The 18,888-nt window shown below is 64.8% G+C and carries 15 protein-coding genes and 1 tRNA gene; 10 read left to right on the top strand and 6 right to left on the bottom strand.

Annotated elements, in window-relative coordinates:
- Nucleotides 1-105: 105 nt before the first annotated feature.
- The gene (locus tag L8M95_RS04065; RefSeq protein ID WP_260488161.1) at nucleotides 106-1,893 is read left to right on the top strand and encodes an AAA family ATPase; all 1,788 of its coding nucleotides are present in this window, start codon (nucleotides 106-108) and stop codon (nucleotides 1,891-1,893) included.
- 1 nt (nucleotide 1,894) lies between these two features.
- Nucleotides 1,895-2,995 carry a 5-methylcytosine restriction system specificity protein McrC gene (locus tag L8M95_RS04060; RefSeq protein WP_260488158.1) on the top strand — a complete coding sequence of 367 codons (1,101 nt, stop codon included), beginning with the start codon at nucleotides 1,895-1,897 and terminating at the stop codon, nucleotides 2,993-2,995.
- A 363-nt stretch (nucleotides 2,996-3,358) separates the two neighbouring features.
- Here the strand turns inward: L8M95_RS04060 and L8M95_RS04055 are convergent, their stop codons facing one another.
- Nucleotides 3,359-6,355, bottom strand: a complete 2,997-nt coding sequence (locus L8M95_RS04055; protein ID WP_260488156.1) for an AMP-binding protein — start codon at nucleotides 6,353-6,355, stop codon at nucleotides 3,359-3,361.
- A 202-nt stretch (nucleotides 6,356-6,557) separates the two neighbouring features.
- On the opposite strand from L8M95_RS04055, the gene L8M95_RS04050 reads away from it, so the two are divergent.
- Both L8M95_RS04050 and L8M95_RS04045 read left to right on the top strand, forming a co-directional pair.
- A complete protein-coding gene (locus L8M95_RS04050) occupies nucleotides 6,558-7,673 on the top strand; it encodes a hypothetical protein (protein WP_260488154.1) in 1,116 nt (371 codons plus the stop codon).
- Between the two features lie 155 nt (nucleotides 7,674-7,828).
- The gene (locus tag L8M95_RS04045; RefSeq protein ID WP_260488152.1) at nucleotides 7,829-9,955 is read left to right on the top strand and encodes an NAD(P)/FAD-dependent oxidoreductase; all 2,127 of its coding nucleotides are present in this window, start codon (nucleotides 7,829-7,831) and stop codon (nucleotides 9,953-9,955) included.
- A 63-nt stretch (nucleotides 9,956-10,018) separates the two neighbouring features.
- Here L8M95_RS04045 and L8M95_RS04040 read toward each other — a convergent pair whose 3' ends face one another.
- Nucleotides 10,019-11,119 (bottom strand): hypothetical protein, encoded by a 1,101-nt coding sequence (locus tag L8M95_RS04040; protein ID WP_146776293.1) that lies wholly within the window; start codon nucleotides 11,117-11,119, stop codon nucleotides 10,019-10,021.
- A gap of 78 nt (nucleotides 11,120-11,197) precedes the next feature.
- A complete protein-coding gene (locus tag L8M95_RS04035) occupies nucleotides 11,198-12,388 on the bottom strand; it encodes a PD-(D/E)XK nuclease family protein (RefSeq protein WP_260488149.1) in 1,191 nt (396 codons plus the stop codon).
- A 197-nt stretch (nucleotides 12,389-12,585) separates the two neighbouring features.
- Here L8M95_RS04035 and L8M95_RS04030 point away from each other — a divergent pair.
- A tRNA-Met gene (locus tag L8M95_RS04030) sits at nucleotides 12,586-12,659 on the top strand.
- A 212-nt stretch (nucleotides 12,660-12,871) separates the two neighbouring features.
- Here L8M95_RS04030 and L8M95_RS04025 read toward each other — a convergent pair.
- Nucleotides 12,872-13,180 (bottom strand): hypothetical protein, encoded by a 309-nt coding sequence (locus L8M95_RS04025; RefSeq protein WP_260488147.1) that lies wholly within the window; start codon nucleotides 13,178-13,180, stop codon nucleotides 12,872-12,874.
- A gap of 375 nt (nucleotides 13,181-13,555) precedes the next feature.
- Between L8M95_RS04025 and L8M95_RS04020 the strand changes: the two genes are divergently transcribed.
- Entirely contained in the window at nucleotides 13,556-14,065 is a 510-nt protein-coding gene (locus L8M95_RS04020; RefSeq protein WP_260488145.1) for a hypothetical protein, read from the top strand.
- Between the two features lie 87 nt (nucleotides 14,066-14,152).
- The gene (locus L8M95_RS04015) at nucleotides 14,153-14,482 is read left to right on the top strand and encodes a nucleotidyltransferase family protein (protein WP_260488143.1); all 330 of its coding nucleotides are present in this window, start codon (nucleotides 14,153-14,155) and stop codon (nucleotides 14,480-14,482) included.
- Between the two features lie 21 nt (nucleotides 14,483-14,503).
- Here L8M95_RS04015 and helR read toward each other — a convergent pair whose 3' ends face one another.
- Nucleotides 14,504-16,762, bottom strand: coding sequence for an RNA polymerase recycling motor ATPase HelR (gene helR / locus L8M95_RS04010; protein WP_260488141.1), 2,259 nt, complete (start codon nucleotides 16,760-16,762; stop codon nucleotides 14,504-14,506).
- 241 nt (nucleotides 16,763-17,003) lie between these two features.
- On the opposite strand from helR, the gene L8M95_RS04005 reads away from it, so the two are divergent.
- Together L8M95_RS04005 and L8M95_RS04000 are read left to right on the top strand one after the other, a co-directional pair.
- Nucleotides 17,004-17,225: a ribbon-helix-helix protein, CopG family gene (locus L8M95_RS04005; RefSeq protein WP_119192871.1), complete on the top strand. Its 222-nt coding sequence runs from the start codon at nucleotides 17,004-17,006 to the stop codon at nucleotides 17,223-17,225.
- A gap of 1 nt (nucleotide 17,226) precedes the next feature.
- Nucleotides 17,227-17,499 carry a type II toxin-antitoxin system RelE/ParE family toxin gene (locus L8M95_RS04000; protein ID WP_119192872.1) on the top strand — a complete coding sequence of 91 codons (273 nt, stop codon included), beginning with the start codon at nucleotides 17,227-17,229 and terminating at the stop codon, nucleotides 17,497-17,499.
- Nucleotides 17,500-17,522: 23 nt separating this feature from the next.
- Here the strand turns inward: L8M95_RS04000 and L8M95_RS03995 are convergent, their stop codons facing one another.
- Entirely contained in the window at nucleotides 17,523-18,371 is an 849-nt protein-coding gene (locus tag L8M95_RS03995; protein ID WP_260488139.1) for a class I SAM-dependent methyltransferase, read from the bottom strand.
- A gap of 165 nt (nucleotides 18,372-18,536) precedes the next feature.
- On the opposite strand from L8M95_RS03995, the gene L8M95_RS03990 reads away from it, so the two are divergent.
- Complete coding sequence (locus L8M95_RS03990) at nucleotides 18,537-18,857, top strand: hypothetical protein (protein WP_260488137.1); 321 nt, start codon at nucleotides 18,537-18,539, stop codon at nucleotides 18,855-18,857.
- Nucleotides 18,858-18,888 lie beyond the last annotated feature (31 nt).

Genomic DNA, 18,888 nt, shown 5'->3' with positions numbered 1-18,888 from the left:
TCAGCGACGACATACAGCGGCATTTTCCAGGATCGGCCTAGCAAAACCGCAAGCTGGAGCGGCGGCAAGGTGCCCAGATTTCGAATCGAACTGTTGGGAGACAACATGCTGAATCGTGTCGACACGCCGTCACAGTCCGGAAATTCTGCTAACCGAGGCTCGATCGACGCGGAGGTGCCTGAGTTCTCTGTGATCGACTATGACGGCCCAGTGCGAAGAGAAGCAGGAAAGCTTCTTTCAATCGTCCGGAACGGCGGGTCGGTCCTGACAGATCGGGATGTCTGGACTGACGCGAACATCGAGACTCTCGTTGAGAGGTTCGTAAAGCAACCCGATGCCTCTGGCGAGTCCTTTTTCACTAAGCTCGATGGGCAGCTCGAGGGCGCTGATGATGACGTCCGGATTTTGTTCGCCGAAATTTTCTTGCTCCAGATGCTGCCGATTACGCAATTCCGTAAGGAAACAAAGGTTCGGAACATTAATCGCGTTTTGCGGGACGCAAAGGGGGCCTATGAAATTCCCCCAGAAATTCTAGAAGCTTTCGACTTCCCAGTTTTCAACGGCGGGACAGCCTACGGCGTTCGTCGCTACTTCCAATTGTCGATGCTGATCCAGTTTGTTCGCTACCTGCGCACGCTTTCCAAAAAAGAACTTGACGCGGCATTTGCCGAGCCTCTCGTATGGCGCGAACTCGTGAGGAATGCGCCGGGAACACCTGAACCTTCTTTGCGAGGGTCCCTCGTCTACATGGGGCATCCGGAGTATTTTTTTCCCATCGTCGCGGAGTGGCACAAGCAGGAGATAGTCGATGCATTCTACCCAGAGGTAACGAACCGGCAGCCCACGGGCGATTTCGATATCGATCTCGCTGCAATTCGAGATTGGCTAACGTCAGATCGCGGAATCACCCCGGATTTCTACAACGGGCCACTTGCGCTTTATTGGCGAGAAGACGAAGAGGATGAAGACGGCGATGAAGGTGAAGTAATTATTGATGACGAAGATGTTGCTGAATATACGATTCAGTCGATTGTCGAAGACGGTGCCTTTCATGCAGCCGAGGACCTCCGAGCAATCGTCGAGCGGTGGGCGGCCACTCGCAACGTGGTGTTGCAGGGGGCTCCGGGCACGGGGAAGTCGTGGCTCGCGAAGCGGCTCGCTTTCGCGCTAATTGGCCGTAAGCTCAAGGACGCCGTACGTACGGTTCAGTTCCACCCCGGAACGTCGTACGAAGATTTCGTGCGCGGATGGCGGCCTGGCGGGGACGGCCAACTCACGCTGGTGGACGGACCCCTCCTCCAGCATGCTGAGCGCGCGCGGGACTACCCGGACATCCCGCACGTGATGATCATCGAAGAGTTCAACCGCGGAAACCCAGCGCAAGCTCTCGGTGAAATGCTTACCCTGCTTGAGCGAACTAAGCGCAACGAGGAAGACGCCCTCGAGCTAATTTATATGCTCGAAGACGAGGAGGCCTTCTGGCTCCCCGAGAACCTCTACATTATAGGGACTATGAATACCGCCGACCGGTCACTGGCGTTGGTTGACTTCGCTCTTCGACGTAGGTTCGCATTCTTCGAAATTGAGCCTCAGCTGAACGAGAAGTGGAAGGGGCACTTGAGTGCGCGCTTCCGCACCGAACCGCGCCGGCACATCAATGAAGCGGCACAGCGTGTTAACGCTATGAACCGCCGTATCGCGAGCGACCGCACCCTCGGGCCGTCTTTTCAGATCGGTCACTCTTACTTCTCCGCAGAGAAGGAAGCAAGCGAGTTTCAACCGTGGTTCCGTTCAGTGGTGCAAACTTCGGTCGCCCCACAGTTGGCAGAGTACTGGCACGATGACCCAGACACGGTCAATGAGATAACCGGTCAGCTCTTGGCAGAGTTCTGACGTGTTCGCAGCCGGCGTTGGCTCCACACTCATCAATGTACGAAGCGTGTGGTTCTTGCTCCTCTACGCGTCCGATCTTCTGGATATTCTCACGGCATCTGAAAAGGAGAAGCTCGCCGGGGGCGACCGGGATAACGACCTGCTTGATGCCCTCGCCGATGTCTTGGCAGCTCAAGTGGAGGTACGCCTTCGGTCGATGCTGGCCCGCGGGTATCAAAGTAGAAGTGAGCCTCTTGCGCGAGTACGGGGCCGCATCGACCACCTCGGTACGGAAAGGCGCCGGCTCATGGAATCTGGCAAGATTCAGTGCCGCTACATGGAGCAGACTGTCAACCTCCCAAGGTATCGCTTCATGTTAGTTACCCTCCGCCGAGCGGCGCGCGGTGCGGTTTCGGAGAGTGTGAGCCGTCGCTGTCTTACGACTGCGCAATTGCTTGAACGCAGCGGTGTGTCATCCATGGACCCGACGCCGAGCGAAATATCCAAAGAACATTACGGGCACTTCGACCAGCCTGACCGCAAGCTGATGGCAGTGAGCACGCTGGTGAGGGAGATGTGTGCACCAGAGCACTCTTCTGGCATGGACGAGCTTCCTGCGATTCTTCGAAACGAGCATGCTCTTCGAGGCCTCTTTGAAAAGGCTATTCGTGGCTTCTACCGACACCATCTCGTACCGACCGGCTACATGGTGAGTGCCAAGTCCACGGCATGGCCCGCTGCAGGGGAAAACACGGCGCTCGCGTTCCTGCCCCGACTGAACGCTGATGTGCTGATCCGCGGGCCCGGCCATCAGACGGTAGTCGAGTGCAAGTTTGCTCCCATCTTCGTGGAACGCCAAGGGAAGGTGATGCTGGATCCTGGCTACCTGCGTCAGCTGTACTCGTATGCATCCGTGTTCAGCCACGGGTTCAACGGGCGCACATGCGCACTCCTGCTGGGTGCCCTCGTGGATAGATCGTCTGGGCGGAATCTCGACTTTGTGCTCGACGGCATTCCGTTCACGGTCCGCCAGATTGATCTCTCTTCTCGACCTCGTGAAATTCGAGAAGCCCTTCTAGCGGCATTCTCGGCCGGGCTGCCTGAGGCATCTCACCGCCAATGACCGTGGCGGCAACGGTGACAGCGTCGCCGAATTTCCGGACGCACACCGCCATGGCACCTGCGGTGACCGCTACGGCAGTCACGGGAGATTGGTTGAAGCTATCGGGCGCGGCACAGCCGGATCGTCCCATTTTCGCCATGAGTCAGGGGGTTGCGAAGTGCAGATAATTCTCGAACCCGCTCACCATATACCGACTCACAACCAGCCCGGGGCGGAGGAAACAGCCTAGAACTTCCACTTGAATTTTCGTCGCTCATTTCGCGCTCTGCGGGGCGGCTCTCGGTGATTTGGGTCTCTTGTCGTCGTCTTCTCCTCACCCTCCGCGCGCCCCACCAACTTCCGAGGCGTCGCTCCCTCCAAGCTCTAGTTCGGCGCAGTCAGCCTGTCCCGCACCGCCTTCGTCAGCCGAACGTACTCACCCGTGTCAGGATCGCGGATCCAGGTACGCGGGCCGGCCTTCGGCAGCCCCCGGGCTGCGAGCGTCCTGGGGTCGGGCCGGTACCAGTTGGTCACCCGGATGTCTTTGACGACGTGGACGATGTCCGGTTGTCCGGCGGGCGGGACCGAGGCCAGCGCGCCACCGATGTCGGCCGCGGTAATCGGATCTGAGCCCCATAGGTTCACCGCGGCGACGGCGACCGGGCCCATAGCGCCATCCACCTCGTACAGCACGGCGAGGTCTACCTCAGGCAGATCCCCGAGTGCGTCGGCGACCTGGACCGGGTAGACGGGACCATGCTCGGTGTGGACGACCGAGCTCGCTGAGCCGAGCAGCCAGAAGTCCCCGTCCCTGTCACGCTCGAAGATGTCATTGGTCGACACCCACGTGTCGCCGGGGCGGAACACCCCACGGAGTTGGCGCACGGAAGCGTCCAATCCGAGCCGGGGCCGGGCGAGAAGTACGCCGGGTGCATCGACCTCACTGGGTATGGCGAAGCCGTCGGGGCCGGCGAGGATCGCGCCGGTGTCGGGATCGACCTCGACGAGACGCACGTCGGCGGTGCCGGGCAGTGGACGTCCGCGCGCGCCCGGCTTGGAGGTGGTGAGGTTGGCCAGGACCACATCGGACTCGGTACCGGCATAGAACTCAAGGACCCGCGTGCCCGGGTAGCGGTCCAGGACCCGCCGCCACAGCCCACGGGGCATGCCTGACCCCATGAACAGTGAGAGTGTCGGGAGCGTCTCGCGCGGATGCACTGGCCCGCGCACCAACTCGCGCATCATCGCCCAGGTGTAGGACACCACCGTCACGCCGTAGCGGCGGATCTCCTCGTCGAAGGTCGCCGGATCGAAACCGCGGGAGAGCGCGATCCGGGCTCCTCCCGCCACGGCGCCGCCGACGGTGGTGAGCAGCCCCGATGGGTGGTGGAGAGGGCTGAGGCAGTAGACGGTGGACTCGGTGGTGAGACGCGCGGCGCTGGCGGTGCCGAACGCGGACGCCGCCCACCGGTGGTTGGTGACGAGCTTGGTCTGCCACGTGCCCGTGGAGCGGGTGAAGAACACAAAGGCCAGGTCGCCCCCTCGGCCGGGATTCGGCCGGTACCAGCGGGGCAGCTCCACCGCCTCGGGGTCGATGCGCTCGAGGTCGACGACGTCCTCGCCGAGGTCCGCAGGCAGGTCGCGCTCACCGCCACCACCGCCGAGCACGAGCGCCCGCGCCCCGGCATCGGTGACCTTGGACGCGTGCTCGGGGTCCGCGACCACGTCGGTCACGGAACTGAGCTGGAGGAGTTCGGGCAGGGACTGGGACGGGGGCAGTAGGACGGCCACGGCACCGAGACGCGACAGTGCGGCGATCGCGACCAGCGCCGAGGGCCGCGTCTCCATGACCACGCCGACGTGGTCGCCCTGGCGCACGCCGACCGTGATGAGGCCCTTGACCACGTTCGTGATCCGGGTGTCGACGGCCGAGTACGTGTGGACGCGGTCGGAGAACAGGAAGCACGCGTCGTTCGGCTGGTTCCGGGCGCGTTCGTCGATGATCTTGGCGAAGGAGATCCGGGTCGCGGGCTGGATCTGACCCAGCCGGATGAGACGCGGTGCCGCGCGCACCGCTTCGTATCCGACAGCTCGCGTCGTCCGCAGCGCGCCCAAGGCGAGCTGCCCCGCACCGCGCACCACGCCGACCCCGAGTCCGGCGGCCTGGAACGCGCCATCTGCCGCGAGCATGATCGCTTTGGTGGGGGAGGAGTCGATGACGGAGTCGGGGTCGACCTCGGTAATGCCGTCCGGTCGAGTCCCTCGGTCTTCGATCCAGTCGACCCACTTGGCGACGGTGGGCCACGTCAGCGAGGCGGCGGTCGAGCCCACGACGAGGCCGAAGTGCCCGGCGCGGACCGGAAAATCGTAGACATCGGCCGCGGGAGCGACGGACGCGATCTTGCGGACGCCGGCCGGGACGCCGATTTCGTCGACCTCGCCGAAGACGGCGAGGACGGGGCAGGTGATGTCGGCGAGGGAGACGACGTGGTCGCCGACGACGAAGCCGCCGACCATCATCCGGTTCTGGACGATCACCTGCTGCAACATGTCGACGAGCGCCGGGCCGGACCAGGCTACGAATCCCTCGCCCCCGATGAAGCGGCGCTGCCGTTCGTGGCCGAGAAGTGCATCGCGGTCGTGAAGCTGGCGCAGGAAGTCCACCTGGGAGCGGGCGGTCTTGATCGGATCGAGCAGGCGGAATGCCGCCGAGGCCAACCACCCGGGCAGTGGGCGTTCGTTGAAGACGTAGTCGGCGACAAGGCGCGCGATGGTGACGACCACCTGCTCGGGAATGCCGAGCGGGGCATTGCCGCGCCAGTCAACGGGGGAGCCGAACGTCACGATGCTCTCCAGGTCGCGTGAGCGCCGGTAGGCCGCGGCCTGGTAGCAGAACATGCCGCCCTGGCTGTACCCACCGAGATGCACCGAACGGCCGGTGGCCGCGGTGACGAGGTCGACGGCGTCGCTCACAGCCACTACGTGGTCGGTGAGAGTGCGCTCGAGACCGCCGGTCTCGAGGTCCGGGGCGCCGAAGTCGATCACCCACGGGTCCATGCCTGCCTCGTGCAGTGCGGCCACTGCGCTGGTCGAGGGTGACACGTCCCAGACTTCCGCGGAGATCATCATCGGCGGAACGAGCACGATCGGCGGCCGCGGCGTGCCGACCTCACTGATGCCGACGCCACCATCACCGGAAGGCCCCGCCGCCGGCGGGTAGTAGCGGCGCAGCCGGAACATTGGGCGCCGTGCGACGATCTCGAACGGAGACTGCTCCTCGTCTGTCTGAAGGCCGCCGAAACGCACGACCTCGACCGCGTTCAGTACGAACGACGTCGCTGTCTTGAGCGCGGCCGAGACGATGTCAGGGTTGGGCGGCATGGTGCTTCCGAGGGTAGAGGGTGCAGCACGGGCACCGAGAAGATCCAGCGGATAGCTCCGCGACTTGCGGCTGTCCGCCCCCGCCGGGCCGATCTCGTCGTCGCTCGCATCCCCGCTACAAAGCCGGGATCCTTCAGCATGGCCAGACCCACTTAGACGCTGCTCCCGAACGAGTGTCTTACTGAGAAGCTACTCTCCACCAATGGCCTCTCTTAATAACTCGCTTATCCCAAACTGGGTGCCCGATCCCGCTGTCGCCACGTGGGCAGATCAGCAGGGCTTCGGGCCGGCGACCCAGATGTCTGACAAGTCGCTCAGAGCTCTAGCGAAAAGGCGGAGCGGTAAGCTGGCGGGTCTGTACATGTGGGAGGGTGAGGCCAACGAGGTGTACGTAGGAATCTCGAGCACGTCGGTGGTGTCGAGGCTGCGGCAGCACGTCAAGGACTATGATCACGCGAATATACAGTCGTTCCGATATATGCCGGAATCTGCGAACACGGCAACCTTGAGGGCGGCAGAGCGCGAACTGATTTACGACCTCTGCCGAAACGGGTTCACCTGTTTCAACCGAGAGCACAGCGCGGTGATCTACGGGACGTCCGTTTTAGACGAGCTCGTCTCGGTGGAGGAACAGAAGGCATGGTTCAACAGCCCTGCGGAAGCCAATCTCGCTGATCTTCGGTCTGGCGAAGCCGATCGGTCTGTCCTCGGCGGAAAATCGGCGGAGGTGCGCTCGAAGGTCAGGTTCGAAGAGCTTTCTTCGCACCCTGAGTTCGAGTCGATTCTGGAAGCGCTTGCGACGTATCTGCACGGGTGCGTGCTCTTCCCGAGGCGCACGCAGGGCCAGTTCTGGTCCCTGTCGTGTCTCCCGAGCCTGAGAATGGGAGGCGGAGTCAAGCGTCTGGTGACGCTCAATATGGGGATGCTCGAGGTCTTTTACCTCAACGAGTTACCGGGCGGGAGGCTGGAACTCGGTGTCGCGACGGACAGCACCGTACTTCCGGCCCGCATGACGTGGTGGGCACTGAAGCATCGCGGTGCGTCGATGGCTGGTCCCGTGCACAAGTCCTCGGGACCCAACGCGGAGTATCTCATCTTTAGGTCTCCAACTGCGTTCGTGAAGGCGATGAAGAAGTCCGACAAGATTCGCTCCGCAGCGGCGAGGTACTCCCTGGACAGAACTCGTAGAGGCCGGGTTTCTGGGCGGTACGCCGATGCGCACAACGGGTTGCTGGCTGGGGCGGCGATCGACCGGGCGGCTGGAATTGGCTTGCCGACTGTGGGTCTGCGTGATGCCCTCGGTGCCGATGACGAGTAGTTGCTCGTAGCCGACTGAGCCGGCAAGGCAGCACCTGGTAGGGGATTGCAAGACGCACTCGCTGGCGTCGTCGTCGTCCCTTTCACCCCGTCAACTACAACCCACCGCCCCAAAAACTGGAACCTGTTCTCGACACCCGTCAACTCGGGCGTATCATGATCGACGTGACGACCCTCACCTCATTCCCTCGCCTCATGTCGCCCGGCCGCATCGGCCCCATGGAGACGCCCAACCGCATCGTCCTGCCCGCCATGGACATGAACGTGTCCGAGGACGGCGAGATCGAGCAGCGGGAGATCGACCACTACGTCGCCCGCGCGGCCGGGGGAGCGGGGCTCATCATCACCGGTGCGTGCGCGATCGCGTTCCCCGTGGGCGCGGCGTCCATGAAGGAGCCGGGTCTGTCGGATGACAAGTACATCCCGGGCCTCAAGGCGCTGGCCGACGCGGTGCATGCGGCCGGGTCCAAGCTGTGCGTGCAGTCCACGCACCACGGCAAGGTCGCGCGCGTGGACATCGCCAACGACCGCCCCCTCATCGCGCCGAGCACCCCGGACTACGACTACGACTACTCCGCCCTGGCCGACAGCACCGGCGAGGAGTTGGGTCGGATGGGCGCGGCCACCGGCGGCAAGAAGACGGTCTACAAGGAGATGGACCACGACGACATCTCGTGGCTCATCGAGACCTGGGCCGACGCCGCCGAGCGGATCGCCAAGGCCGGCGCGGACGCCATCGAGATCCACGTGGCCCACGGCTACATCCTGGGCGTGTTCCTCAACCGCCGCGACAACCTGCGCACCGATGAGTACGGCGGGTCGCTGGCCAACCGGGCGCGGCTGACGTGCGAGGTCATCGCCGCGGTCAAGGCGCGGGTGGGCGACAAGCTCGCCGTGCTGGTGCGCGTGTCCGGCGAGGAGTACGGACAGGAGGGCGGGCTGACCCTGCCCGAGGCGACCGAGGCCGCGGTGCTGTTCGAGCGCGCGGGCGCCGACGCCATCCACGTGACCGGCTGGGGCCGCAACCCCTTCGACAACTTCACCGACGGCCCCCTCCCGGACACGATCGGCGCGTACGTGGACAACGCCGCGGCCATCAAGAAGGCCGTGTCGATCCCCGTCATCGCCGTGGGCCGCATGTTGCCGGAGGTGGCGGAAAAGGCGATTGACGACGACAAGGTCGACTTCGCCGCCATGGGCCGGCAGTTGCTCGCCGATCCGAACCTGCCCAACAAGTTGGCCGCCGGAACGCCGGAGCGCGTGCGCCCGTGCATCAACTGCTACCTCTGCGTGGCGGAGAACTTCTTCGACGACACCCCGTTCTGCGCGGTGAACCCGGCGCTCGGCAACGAGACCCTGCTGCCGCTGACGCCCGCACCCAAGCGCGAGCACGTCGTGGTGGTGGGCGCCGGACCCGCGGGTCTCGAGTCGGCCCTGGTCCTGACCGAGCGTGGGCACCGCGTCACCGTGCTGGACAAGGCCGACCGCCTCGGCGGCACCATGTGGTTCTCCACCCTCACCACGCCCGACAATGAGCCGCTCATCCGCTTCTTCGAGGCTGAGGTGAAGCGGCTGGGCATCGACGTGCGGTTGAACACCGAAGCCACCGTCGAGTCGATCCGTGCCCTCGGCGCCGACCGCGTGATCGTGGCGACCGGCGCCAAGCGTCCGGCCCCGGCCATCCCCGGCGGCGACCTGCCCCACGTGCACACGGGCGACTCGCTGCGCGCCACCATGCTGGGCACCGCCACGGCCAACGAGGCCGGGGTCTTCCTGCGGACCGTCGGCCGGCTAGGCAGGCTCTCGACCATCACCAAGCGCCCCTCGTGGATCCGGCGACTGACCAAGATCGCGCTGCCGATGGGCAAGAACGTCGTGGTGATCGGCGGCTCGCTGGTCGGCCTAGAGCTCGCGGAGTTCCTCGCCGAGCGCGGCCGCAAGGTCACCCTCCTGCACGAGTCTCAGCAGCTCGGGTTGCCGCTGGCGATGCCGCGCCGCTGGACTGCGGTGCGCCACGCCAAGGAGCACGGCGTCGACATCCAGCGCCGGGTGAAGGTCAGCCACATCACCGAGTCGACGGTGGCCTGGACCGATGCCAAGGGTCGCGCCCAGTCCGCCGCTGCCGACATGGTGATCTACGCCGACGGCACCACCGCCGCGGCCCCGCTGGCCGACGAGCTCCGCACGGCCGGCATCGACTGCGAGGTCATCGGCGACGCCGGCGAGGTGGGCTACATCCACGGCGCGATCCACTCGGCGTGGAAGGTGGCGGCGGTGGGGTGAGAAGCGGCTGGCGGGACTCCGTGCCCTGGATTACAGGAGGGACGGAGCGGGGGATTCTCGTGCTCAGTCGACGGGTTCGTGGCCCTCTTCGTGCACCTGGAAGCCCGCTGGACCGGCCGATACCAGATCCTTATAAACGGTTCTGGTTCCGCTGCCCCAGTTGTTCGCAATCAACCATGTTCTACCGTTTTCGACAATTGGTGAAGCGAGGTGCCACCGAATCCTATTCGCATGAGAACGGCCGTGTTGTGTGCGCGCAGCGGCCCATAGTTCATCTTCGTTGTCGTAAACGCCATCGATAACTAGCGTCTTGCTCGGGGGCAGGTGCTTGCGAACTTCAGACATCGGGACTCCGAATTCGATGAGTCTCTGGACTAATTCCAAGGTGGCCCAGCGCTTTGGGAGCGGCTCTGAACGCCCCGTGGGAGTTTCTATGATGAACTTGGTTCGGTCTACCGATTGCCTCTTAGCTTGTTTGCTTGCAGTCTCCTTTTCGCGGGCTTTGACTGTATAGTCCGATGCCTCGGGTAACGGTATAACCTGCTGGGCATCGAGGATAATTCGATCTTCCAACGTGTATGGTGTCAGGCGAACGCAGCGGATATCGAAATCATGGAACTCATTCAGCCATAAGACTGTAGTTGTGATTTCCTGACTAAAGTCTTCCGAAGCCAGGATGATTCCGACGTCCCTCGAAAGCTCGCCGTCTTCAACTGGTTCTTCCGATTCGTCGAACCACTCCAGGAGATCGGAGGCCGCCTCCTCAGCGGTCGTATTGAGTTCTCCGCGGCGCACACGATATGCGGCATAGACCTTTGCAAGGTGAGAAAACGTCATGGTTGAGACCATTGCCGCATAGCGAAGTGCTTGTAGCTCCATATGGCCGCCGTCGACCGTTCGTTTAATCTCGATCACGACTAGTCTGCGGTACCTGTCTACGCAGAGGAGGTCGATACGTCGCGAAACTCCCTCGAATTCGCTGTACTCCTCAGATACTACGAGAAGTTCACTATCGATTACCTCTATATAGTCCCTCAGGGCGGCTTGGATGTGTTGCCTTTCCATAATTCCCTGCTCGGCGAATGATGTACTCCGCAATTTTATTAGGGGCGTACTCGAATCGCTGGAAGATTGTTTAATGTGCGTTATATCGTATAGGGCCATGGCATCTCTCGCTAAAACTCGGAAATTGATATTCGCGGTATTCTGGATAATCTGGAGGGAGCTCTGGATAATTGATGCTCACGCGTTGTCGATGAGCGACAGGACTGCATCCCGAAGCCGAAGGTCATCAGGTTCGAGCCCGTCGAGCACGCCCGAAAGGCTGACATCCGTCTGCGTGATTCGCGAGATCCCTTCGCCGGTTGGGGCCTGAAGCGTGACGAACACTCGGGAGTAGTCCGGGTCGTTGAGCGGTAGGGGAATGCGGGCGTTTTCCACGACCGCAGTGGGGCCGAACTCGAGGAAGACCGCGGGCAGTTCGTCGCGCCGCTGCAGTTCAACGCACCACTCCCATTGCCCGACGAACCGTGTTGCCACCTTATCGATCGTCCCGTGACTGAGAGACGCGTTGAGCTGGTCTGTCAGCACTGTACGGGCGAAAGTGCGCAGCCTGTCCTTGACCGATGCGAGCGTTGCCCGGCTGTCTTCAAATTGCCGCCGAGCGTGCTCCGCCACGAGATCCGCGAACTCCTGGGCTGCTCGCTCCTGGGGCCGGTGTCCATATCGCGCGGACTCTCCGGTCTCGCACATCGTCTTGATGAAGCGGATCTGCTCGTCGACGTTCACTGCGGCTGGACCTTCCACGAAGTACTCGATCATCTGGCGGAGGAAAAAGAGTTGGTCAGGGTGGCGATCCTGCCATCGCCGATGGCCGTCAACGTGCGCGTGCAACTCTGTGAGCAGATCGGCGTAGGTGATGACAATGGCTTGCTCCCAACCGTTACGAAGACGGTGGAAGTCGTGCCTGTGACAGAGCAGAACGACCGCCGCCGGTCGTCCGCCCGCGGTTCCGTGGGCGAGGTAGCGCTGGTAGTCGTGCCCGTGTCCGTCGGAGGTTTCGAAGTTCTCCACCACTACGGCTGCATCAGGCCGGGAGAGCACGATGTCGGCGATGTCCATGACTGCGCCAGCCGCGATCTCATCACTTGCTCGTGTGTCGACCTCCTGGACAACCCGGTATCCAGAGTCCGGCAGCGTGCCTTGTACGGGGAGCGCAGCATTGATGCGGGCGAGAAATATCCGCTGGAAAGTGTCTTCGAGACCGTGGGTCGCATCAGTGGTCAGCAACCAGGCGAAGACGTTCGAGAGCTGCTTCTCGTGGGTGCCGTGGTGCATCACCCGGAAGATGTTGAACTGCTCGGCCAAGCTCTTCGATAGCGAGGGCAGGAGAGCCGTGACGAAGCCGCCCATGCTCGTCGAGTGAGGAGACATGGCCCGATGCTATGTCGAAGCAACGGGGCTGGCGCGGGAGGCGATCTCCCCGTCGTCATCAGAAACTTGATCCGAGTAGCCCCCGCTGTGCCCCGCCCGGCCGCAATTACCGCTGGTGATACCGCAACGATGCGCAGCTACTCGTCTATCGATTTGGACCTTTGGTCCGTCGCACGTACTGTCAGTGAGGCAATCGACGCGGGGTGGAGCAGCTCGGTAGCTCGCTGGGCTCATAACCCAGAGGTCGCAGGTTCAAATCCTGTCCCCGCTACACACGCACTCGAGCCCGGTTCCCTGATGGGGGAGCCGGGCTCGAGTGCTATCCGCGCCCGGGGCCCCGATCTACCGACGAGCGGAGGCGGTCAGTGCTGGGCAATTAGAGACGACTGCGGCACGCGCGCTCGCGCGGGAGGTCGACGACGGCCTGTGACCTGGGGTGCCCTGCACGGGGCGTTCAGGGCGCCCCTGGTCAGCGGCCTGGCGCTACCCCGCGACGATGAACCACCCCCAGAGCCCGGCGGCGGCGACCGCAGCGAAGGACACTATCGCGGCGAGTGCAGTAGCGAGGGTCGCCTGTCCCTGCCGATTGCCACGGATTCTTATCACCACGACGCCGACGAGAGCCCCGAGTGCCATCGCCGGGAAAACCGGGGCGCTGACGTTCGCGGCCCCGTGAGTAGCGATCTGCCACGCCGTCCACGCGGTCGTGAGGAGAAAGAGGATCCCGTAGGTGCCCGCGAGCGCCGCGAACGTCTTCTTCCTCAACGCTGTGTCTCCTCCGGTCGGGTCCATGTCTGTGTGACGCTAACAGCGCCAGGTCGGTGCCTTCCGACAATGCGGACGGATCGCGAGGGAGTACTCCTCGTCGTCGTCGCCCATTCCCGACCCCGTGCCCGCGGGCGCGAACCGTGTGGCTCGGCTGCCCTCCCAGGGCCAGTGGGACGACATCGCGGTCGCCCAGGGCGCGCGTGCGGTAGATGGGTGTGGAATCGGCGGAGTGCACCGCCGCGGGCACGGGTCGACATCCAGCGTCGTGTGAAGAACAGCGGTGGCGAGGTTGAAGGCGCCCACGGGTCTATCCATTCTGCTTGCCGCTGTGCCTGCCGACTGATGGCCTCTTCTGAGTTAAGGGACGTCGGCTCGAACAGCGGCTTCTATAGTGCGGCAATGGGACCCGACGATTACCTTGAGAAGTCCCCGGACTCTGGACGAATGGGTAAGGCGGCGGAGCTGCTCGTCGCCGCCACATGCATCCTGCAGTCCCGCGCGAAGCTCAACGTGTCGACGTCGATCATCGACGACGAGGGCGTCGACCTGGTTTTCCACCTGCGCGAGCACACCGCCACTCTGGCCGTCCAAGTGAAGGCGCGAATGTCGGATGGGCTTGTGGTGCAACGCGGCCGTTTTCAGGCTGTTGTCCGCGACTCGTCCTTCTACCCACGCAGCGACCTGGACATGCTGTTCGTCTACGTAGACGTGACGCGGGGGTCGATCGCGCAGTCGTGGATGGTGCCGAGCCCCGTTTTCGAGGCGAACACGACTGTGAACGCACGGGGTCGGCGCGTCTTCTCGGCTTCGATGTCCGCCGAGAGTGGCGACAAGTGGTCGAAGTACAGGCTCGCGGAAGGCGAGTTGGCTCCCCGGGTGGTGCAGCGTCTGGAGTCAAGCGACCTGTGACTGCCCGGTGGCGATTCCGGCGACGGAGGCACAGGCGGTAGAGCGCATGGGTCTTCCGTCAGCAAATGCAGCCAAAATCCTGAGGCTATGACGAGCACCGCCCCGACTCCCGAATCGCTCGCCTTGCGTGAGCTCATCGAGGCGCGTCGAGACGAGTTCCGAGCCCTCCTTGCCAAGTACGCTGCGACGAATCCGATGCTGTTCGGATCAGTCGCCCGCGGTACTGCGAATGGCGGGAGCGACGTGGACATCCTGGTCGATATGGACCCAGCCGACGGCAACCTCCTCATGCGAGCCTCTGGCTTGTTGGAAGAAGTTCGTATGCTCTTCGGTCGCGAGGACATCGACATCTTCCCCGAGCAGTTGCTCAAGCGACCTATCGCGGACGTAGCGCTGAGGCAGGCGTCGGCGTTGTGACGCTGCGCGCCCGGCGAGAACCTACGAGCTGAGAACGACCAACTGCTGCGTCGCTCGCGTCATCGCCACGTAGTGGTCGACTGCACCGGTGACGCCCGAGCCGAACGAACCCGGGTCGACAAGGACCACCAGGTCGAACTCGAGGCCCTTGGCCTGCGCGGGGGTCAGCGAGCGGACGCGGTCGGATCCGTTGAATTCGGAAACGGTAGCGCCGGACCCGCAAATAATGCCGACCGTGCCCTCGGAGTGGGTAGCGAGCCACCCGTCGATCACGTGCTGGAGATCCTCGACGTGGCCGTACTCGACGGGGATCCCGCTGCGGCGCACCGACTCGGGGACGTTGGCGTCGGGACGGACCGACCGGATCACGGGTGCAGCGGCCTCCATGACCTCGGCGGGGGTGCGGTAATTGATGCTCAGATGCACGGAAGTGATGCGGGCAGGGGAGAGGCCAATGCGCTCCAGCCGGCCGGGCCAGGACTCGTCGAAGTCGCGGCGGGACTGCGCGCGATCGCCGACCACCGTGAGGCTGCCCGACGGGCAGCGGCGCAGGATCATCCGCCACTCGGCATCGGTGAGCTCCTGAGCCTCGTCGACGATGATGTGTCCGAACACGCCCGCGAGGCGGGACACGCCAGCAGTCGGGTCGTCGTCGGTCGACGGGTCGAGCAGGGATTCCTGCAGATCGGCGTGGCGGAGCATGGGGGAGACCCCCTCGGGATCGTCATCGGCGGCGATGAGGTCGTCGATCACCCGCTGGCGCCTTGCGAGTTCTGCGGATCGCTCGGCCCGGTGACGCTGCGTTCTGCGCTTCCGGTCGGCATCACCCAGCCGGTGGTGGGCCGCGTCCAGGAGCGGCAGGTCCGCGGTCGTCCATGAGTCGGCCGCGGGTCGCTGAAGGAGTTGCAGCTGCTCGGTGGTCAGCCACGGTGCGCACAGGCGCAGGTACGCCGGGACGGTCCACAGGTCCCCGACAAGATCGGTGGCGTTGATCATCGGCCATGCCCGGTACAGGGCACGGTGCAGGTCCGGGTGTGCTGCGAGCTCTGCGCGGAGGATGTCCGCCGGCACGCCACCGCCTGCACTGTTATGGAGGGCCCGGTCAACGAGGATCTCGGCGAGCGTTTCGCGGATCTGCGGGTGAGCTTCGTTGTGTGGTGTGCCGTCCTCCACGGAGGCAAATGCCTCGGCCCAGTCGGCCGGCGTCAGGCGCAGGTCCAGCCACTCGGTCTGCATCACCATCGACTGCTCGGGCGGCTGCTCGTAGAAGCGCACCGCGGCCTCGATCGTCTCGACCATGCGGAGCTCTGACTTCAGTCGGGCGACCTCGGGATCGGGTTCGTCGGGCAGTCCGCCGGGCGGTGCCGCGATCGTCCCGCCGAGCGCGGCGACGCCGAGATCGGCCACGGTCGCCGTCTGCACGCTGTGCTCACCGAGGGAGGGGAGTACATCCGCCACGTAGTCCAGATACGGCCGGTGCGGCCCGACGAGGAGCAGGTTGCCGCGCCGCAGCCCCTCACGGGACTGCGCGTGCAGCAGATACGCCGCCCGGTGCAGGGCCACGACGGTCTTGCCGGTGCCGGGCCCGCCGTCCACGATGAGGGCTCCCCGGGAGTCCGCGCGGATGATGGCGTCCTGATCGGCCTGGATCGTGGTGAGCACATCGCGCATTCGGCCGGTCCGCGCCTCGGACAAGCTCGAGACGAACGCCGAGAGGTCGTCGGGGCTGACGTGAGCGAAGACCTCGTCGTCGTCGCCAAAGACCTCATCCCAGTAATCCACGATGCGCCCGCCCGACCACCGGTACCGCCGGCGATACGTCACACCCCTCGGATCGGCGAGCGTCGCGGCGAAGAACGGCTCCGCGGCCGGGGTGCGCCAGTCCACGAGGAGGGGAGTGCCGGCCGCATCGGTGAGGCCGATGCGGCCCACGTACACCGGCGCGGCCTCGGCTGCGGTGGGGCTGGAGTCGAATTGAGGGGCGCGGGAGGCGGCGGCGGTGGCGTAGTGGCCGATGCACACGTCCAGCCCGAAGCGGCGCAGCGTGGCGAGCTCGGCGACGAGGCGGCGGATGTCGGCGTCGCGCTCGATGGTCTGCGCGCCGCGGCCGGCCGGGTCGCGGCGGCGGGCGTCCAGACGGGCGGACAGCACCGCGATCTTCTGGTCGAGGGCGCGGGAGATGGCGGCGAGGTGGCGCTCGTCGTCGTCGATGTGCGCCGGGTCAGCCTTGTGGGCGAGGTGGTCGGGGAGGGCGAAGATGCCGGGTGCCTCGGGGGACATTGCGCAAGTGTGCGCCCCCACCGGGGTCTTGCCGCAAGACCTCCTACCAGCTATAACTTGAGAAGGGGAGGGGTTTCCGGCAGGAATCTAGTTGCCTGGAGGCTGCCAGATCGACGCTGCGCCTCGCAGTGGCTCGCCCCCACGCTTGTCGTCAATGACGCTCTCGACATCGACCGGCCGGATGGTCACGGTCTCAGGGTGGTCACTGGGTCTATACTCGTATAGCGGCGGAAGGGGTGTCATGACGGCCAAACAGCTGAACACCAAGTTGGACGACGAAACCATCGCCCGTCTGGACCATCTGGCTCGAATCACCGGCAGGTCCAAGTCGTTCTACGCGAGCGAGTTCATCCGCAGCGGACTCGACGAGATGGAGGACTGGTACTTGGCCCGGCACCGTCTGGAGGAATTCAGGCAGTCAGACGATTCCGCGATCCCGTTGGACCAGGTGGACTGGTCCTGAGGTGGCGTATCTGGTCGAGGTCACGCCGCACGTCCAGAAGGTCATCACCAAACTCGGTCGACAGGATAGGACTGCGCAGCAGAGAATCCGGGCATTCCTCGAGGAGCGAATACACGGGTGCGAAGACCCCAGGTATCTCGGGAAGGCACTTCGCGGCGACCAGCACCTCTGGCGGTACCGCGTGGGCGACTACCGGATCATCTGCTCGATCGAGGATCAACGGGTGACCGTCCTCGTTGTCGATATTGCCCATCGGCGCGAGGTCTATCGATAGCGGCCCTTGCTGCTTCTGCCCTGTCACACCCCGGGCGCGCGGGCCTCGACGACCCAGGTTCCGGCACCCAGACGGACCTCGCCGTCGGTGACATGCTCACCCAGCGCGGCCACGGCCGCGGCGACGGCGGAGTCGCGGGCGTCGGGGTTGGCGGCCATCGCCATCATGGCCTGGGGGTTCTGTTCCAGCGCCTGCCGGGCGAGTTGTTCGAGGCGGTCGGCGGGGCCGAGGGTGACCTCGTCGGGGCCGGGGTTCACCTCGACAGACTCGAAGCCGGCGGTCTCCAACACGCTGCGCACGCGGTCCGGGTCAGCGAACGAGAACGGTCCCGGCGCGCCCGGCGGAGGCACAGGGGCACCACCGAGCCGGGCCAACGCGGCGCCGGTGGGGACGGTGATGAACGGGTTCGCGGCGGGCGCGGCAAAGCAGACGAACGCGAGCCGGCCGCCCGGTCGGAGGGCCGCCCGGACGGCGGAGAACGCCACCTCGGGTCGGTCGAAGAACATCACGCCCATCCGCGAGAACGCGGCGTCGAACAGGCCGGGCAACGGCTCGCTCTCCACGTCGAGGGTGAGGAACTCGACGTTCTCCGCATCGGCCTCGTCCACCAGGCGAGCCTGCGCGCACTCGACCATCGGTCGGGACACGTCCACGCCGACCGCCGACCCGTCCGGGCGCACCCGGCGTCCGATCTCCAAGGTCGTTGTCCCGGTCCCGCACCCGATGTCCAGCACCCGCTGCGGTGGGCCGAGGTCCAGGCGGTCGAGGGCCGCGCGACCGAGCGGCTCGAGAATCGTGTCGTACGCGAGCGCATTGCGCACCCACGACTGCCCGACGGGACCACTCCAGAGGTCGGCCTGCGATGCACTCATGATGAGCTCCAATGCCTCGACTCCCATCGTAGAACCGGGGAGAGGCGACCGGAACCCTCACGGCAGCGGCACCACACTCACAGGGCACGCGACTCTCCACAGGCTGCGGTGCCGGGGACCGTGACGCGGGCGAGGACGCCGCCGACGGGTGTGACGCTGTCGGCCATGCACATCGCCACACCCATCTCTGGCACTCGCTACGACACCGTGCTCCGCCAGGCCCTCGCCTACGTTCGCGCCGGGGACTACCGCGCTCGCCGAATCACCCTGAGGGGAGCGCCCGGGGTCTTCGCCGACAGGACCGCGATCGTCACACCCCATCGCGACAGCTCCGGCGCATTCGATGCCGATGATCTCGCGGCCCAGCTCTACGCGCTCGCCCACGGCATCCCGTCCGACACGGCCACCTACACCGACGGCTACTTCATCAGCGGGGGACGGATGCACTCGGCCCGGGCCGAGCCGTATGAGATCGACTGGCCGTGACCGGTCGGCGGCGGAGCTGAGACACTGGGTG

The organism is Dietzia sp. B32, from assembly GCF_024732245.1.
GTDB lineage: Bacteria > Actinomycetota > Actinomycetes > Mycobacteriales > Mycobacteriaceae > Dietzia.
Note: the sequence above shows the minus strand (reverse complement) of the source record. Positions and strands in the feature narration are given on the sequence as shown.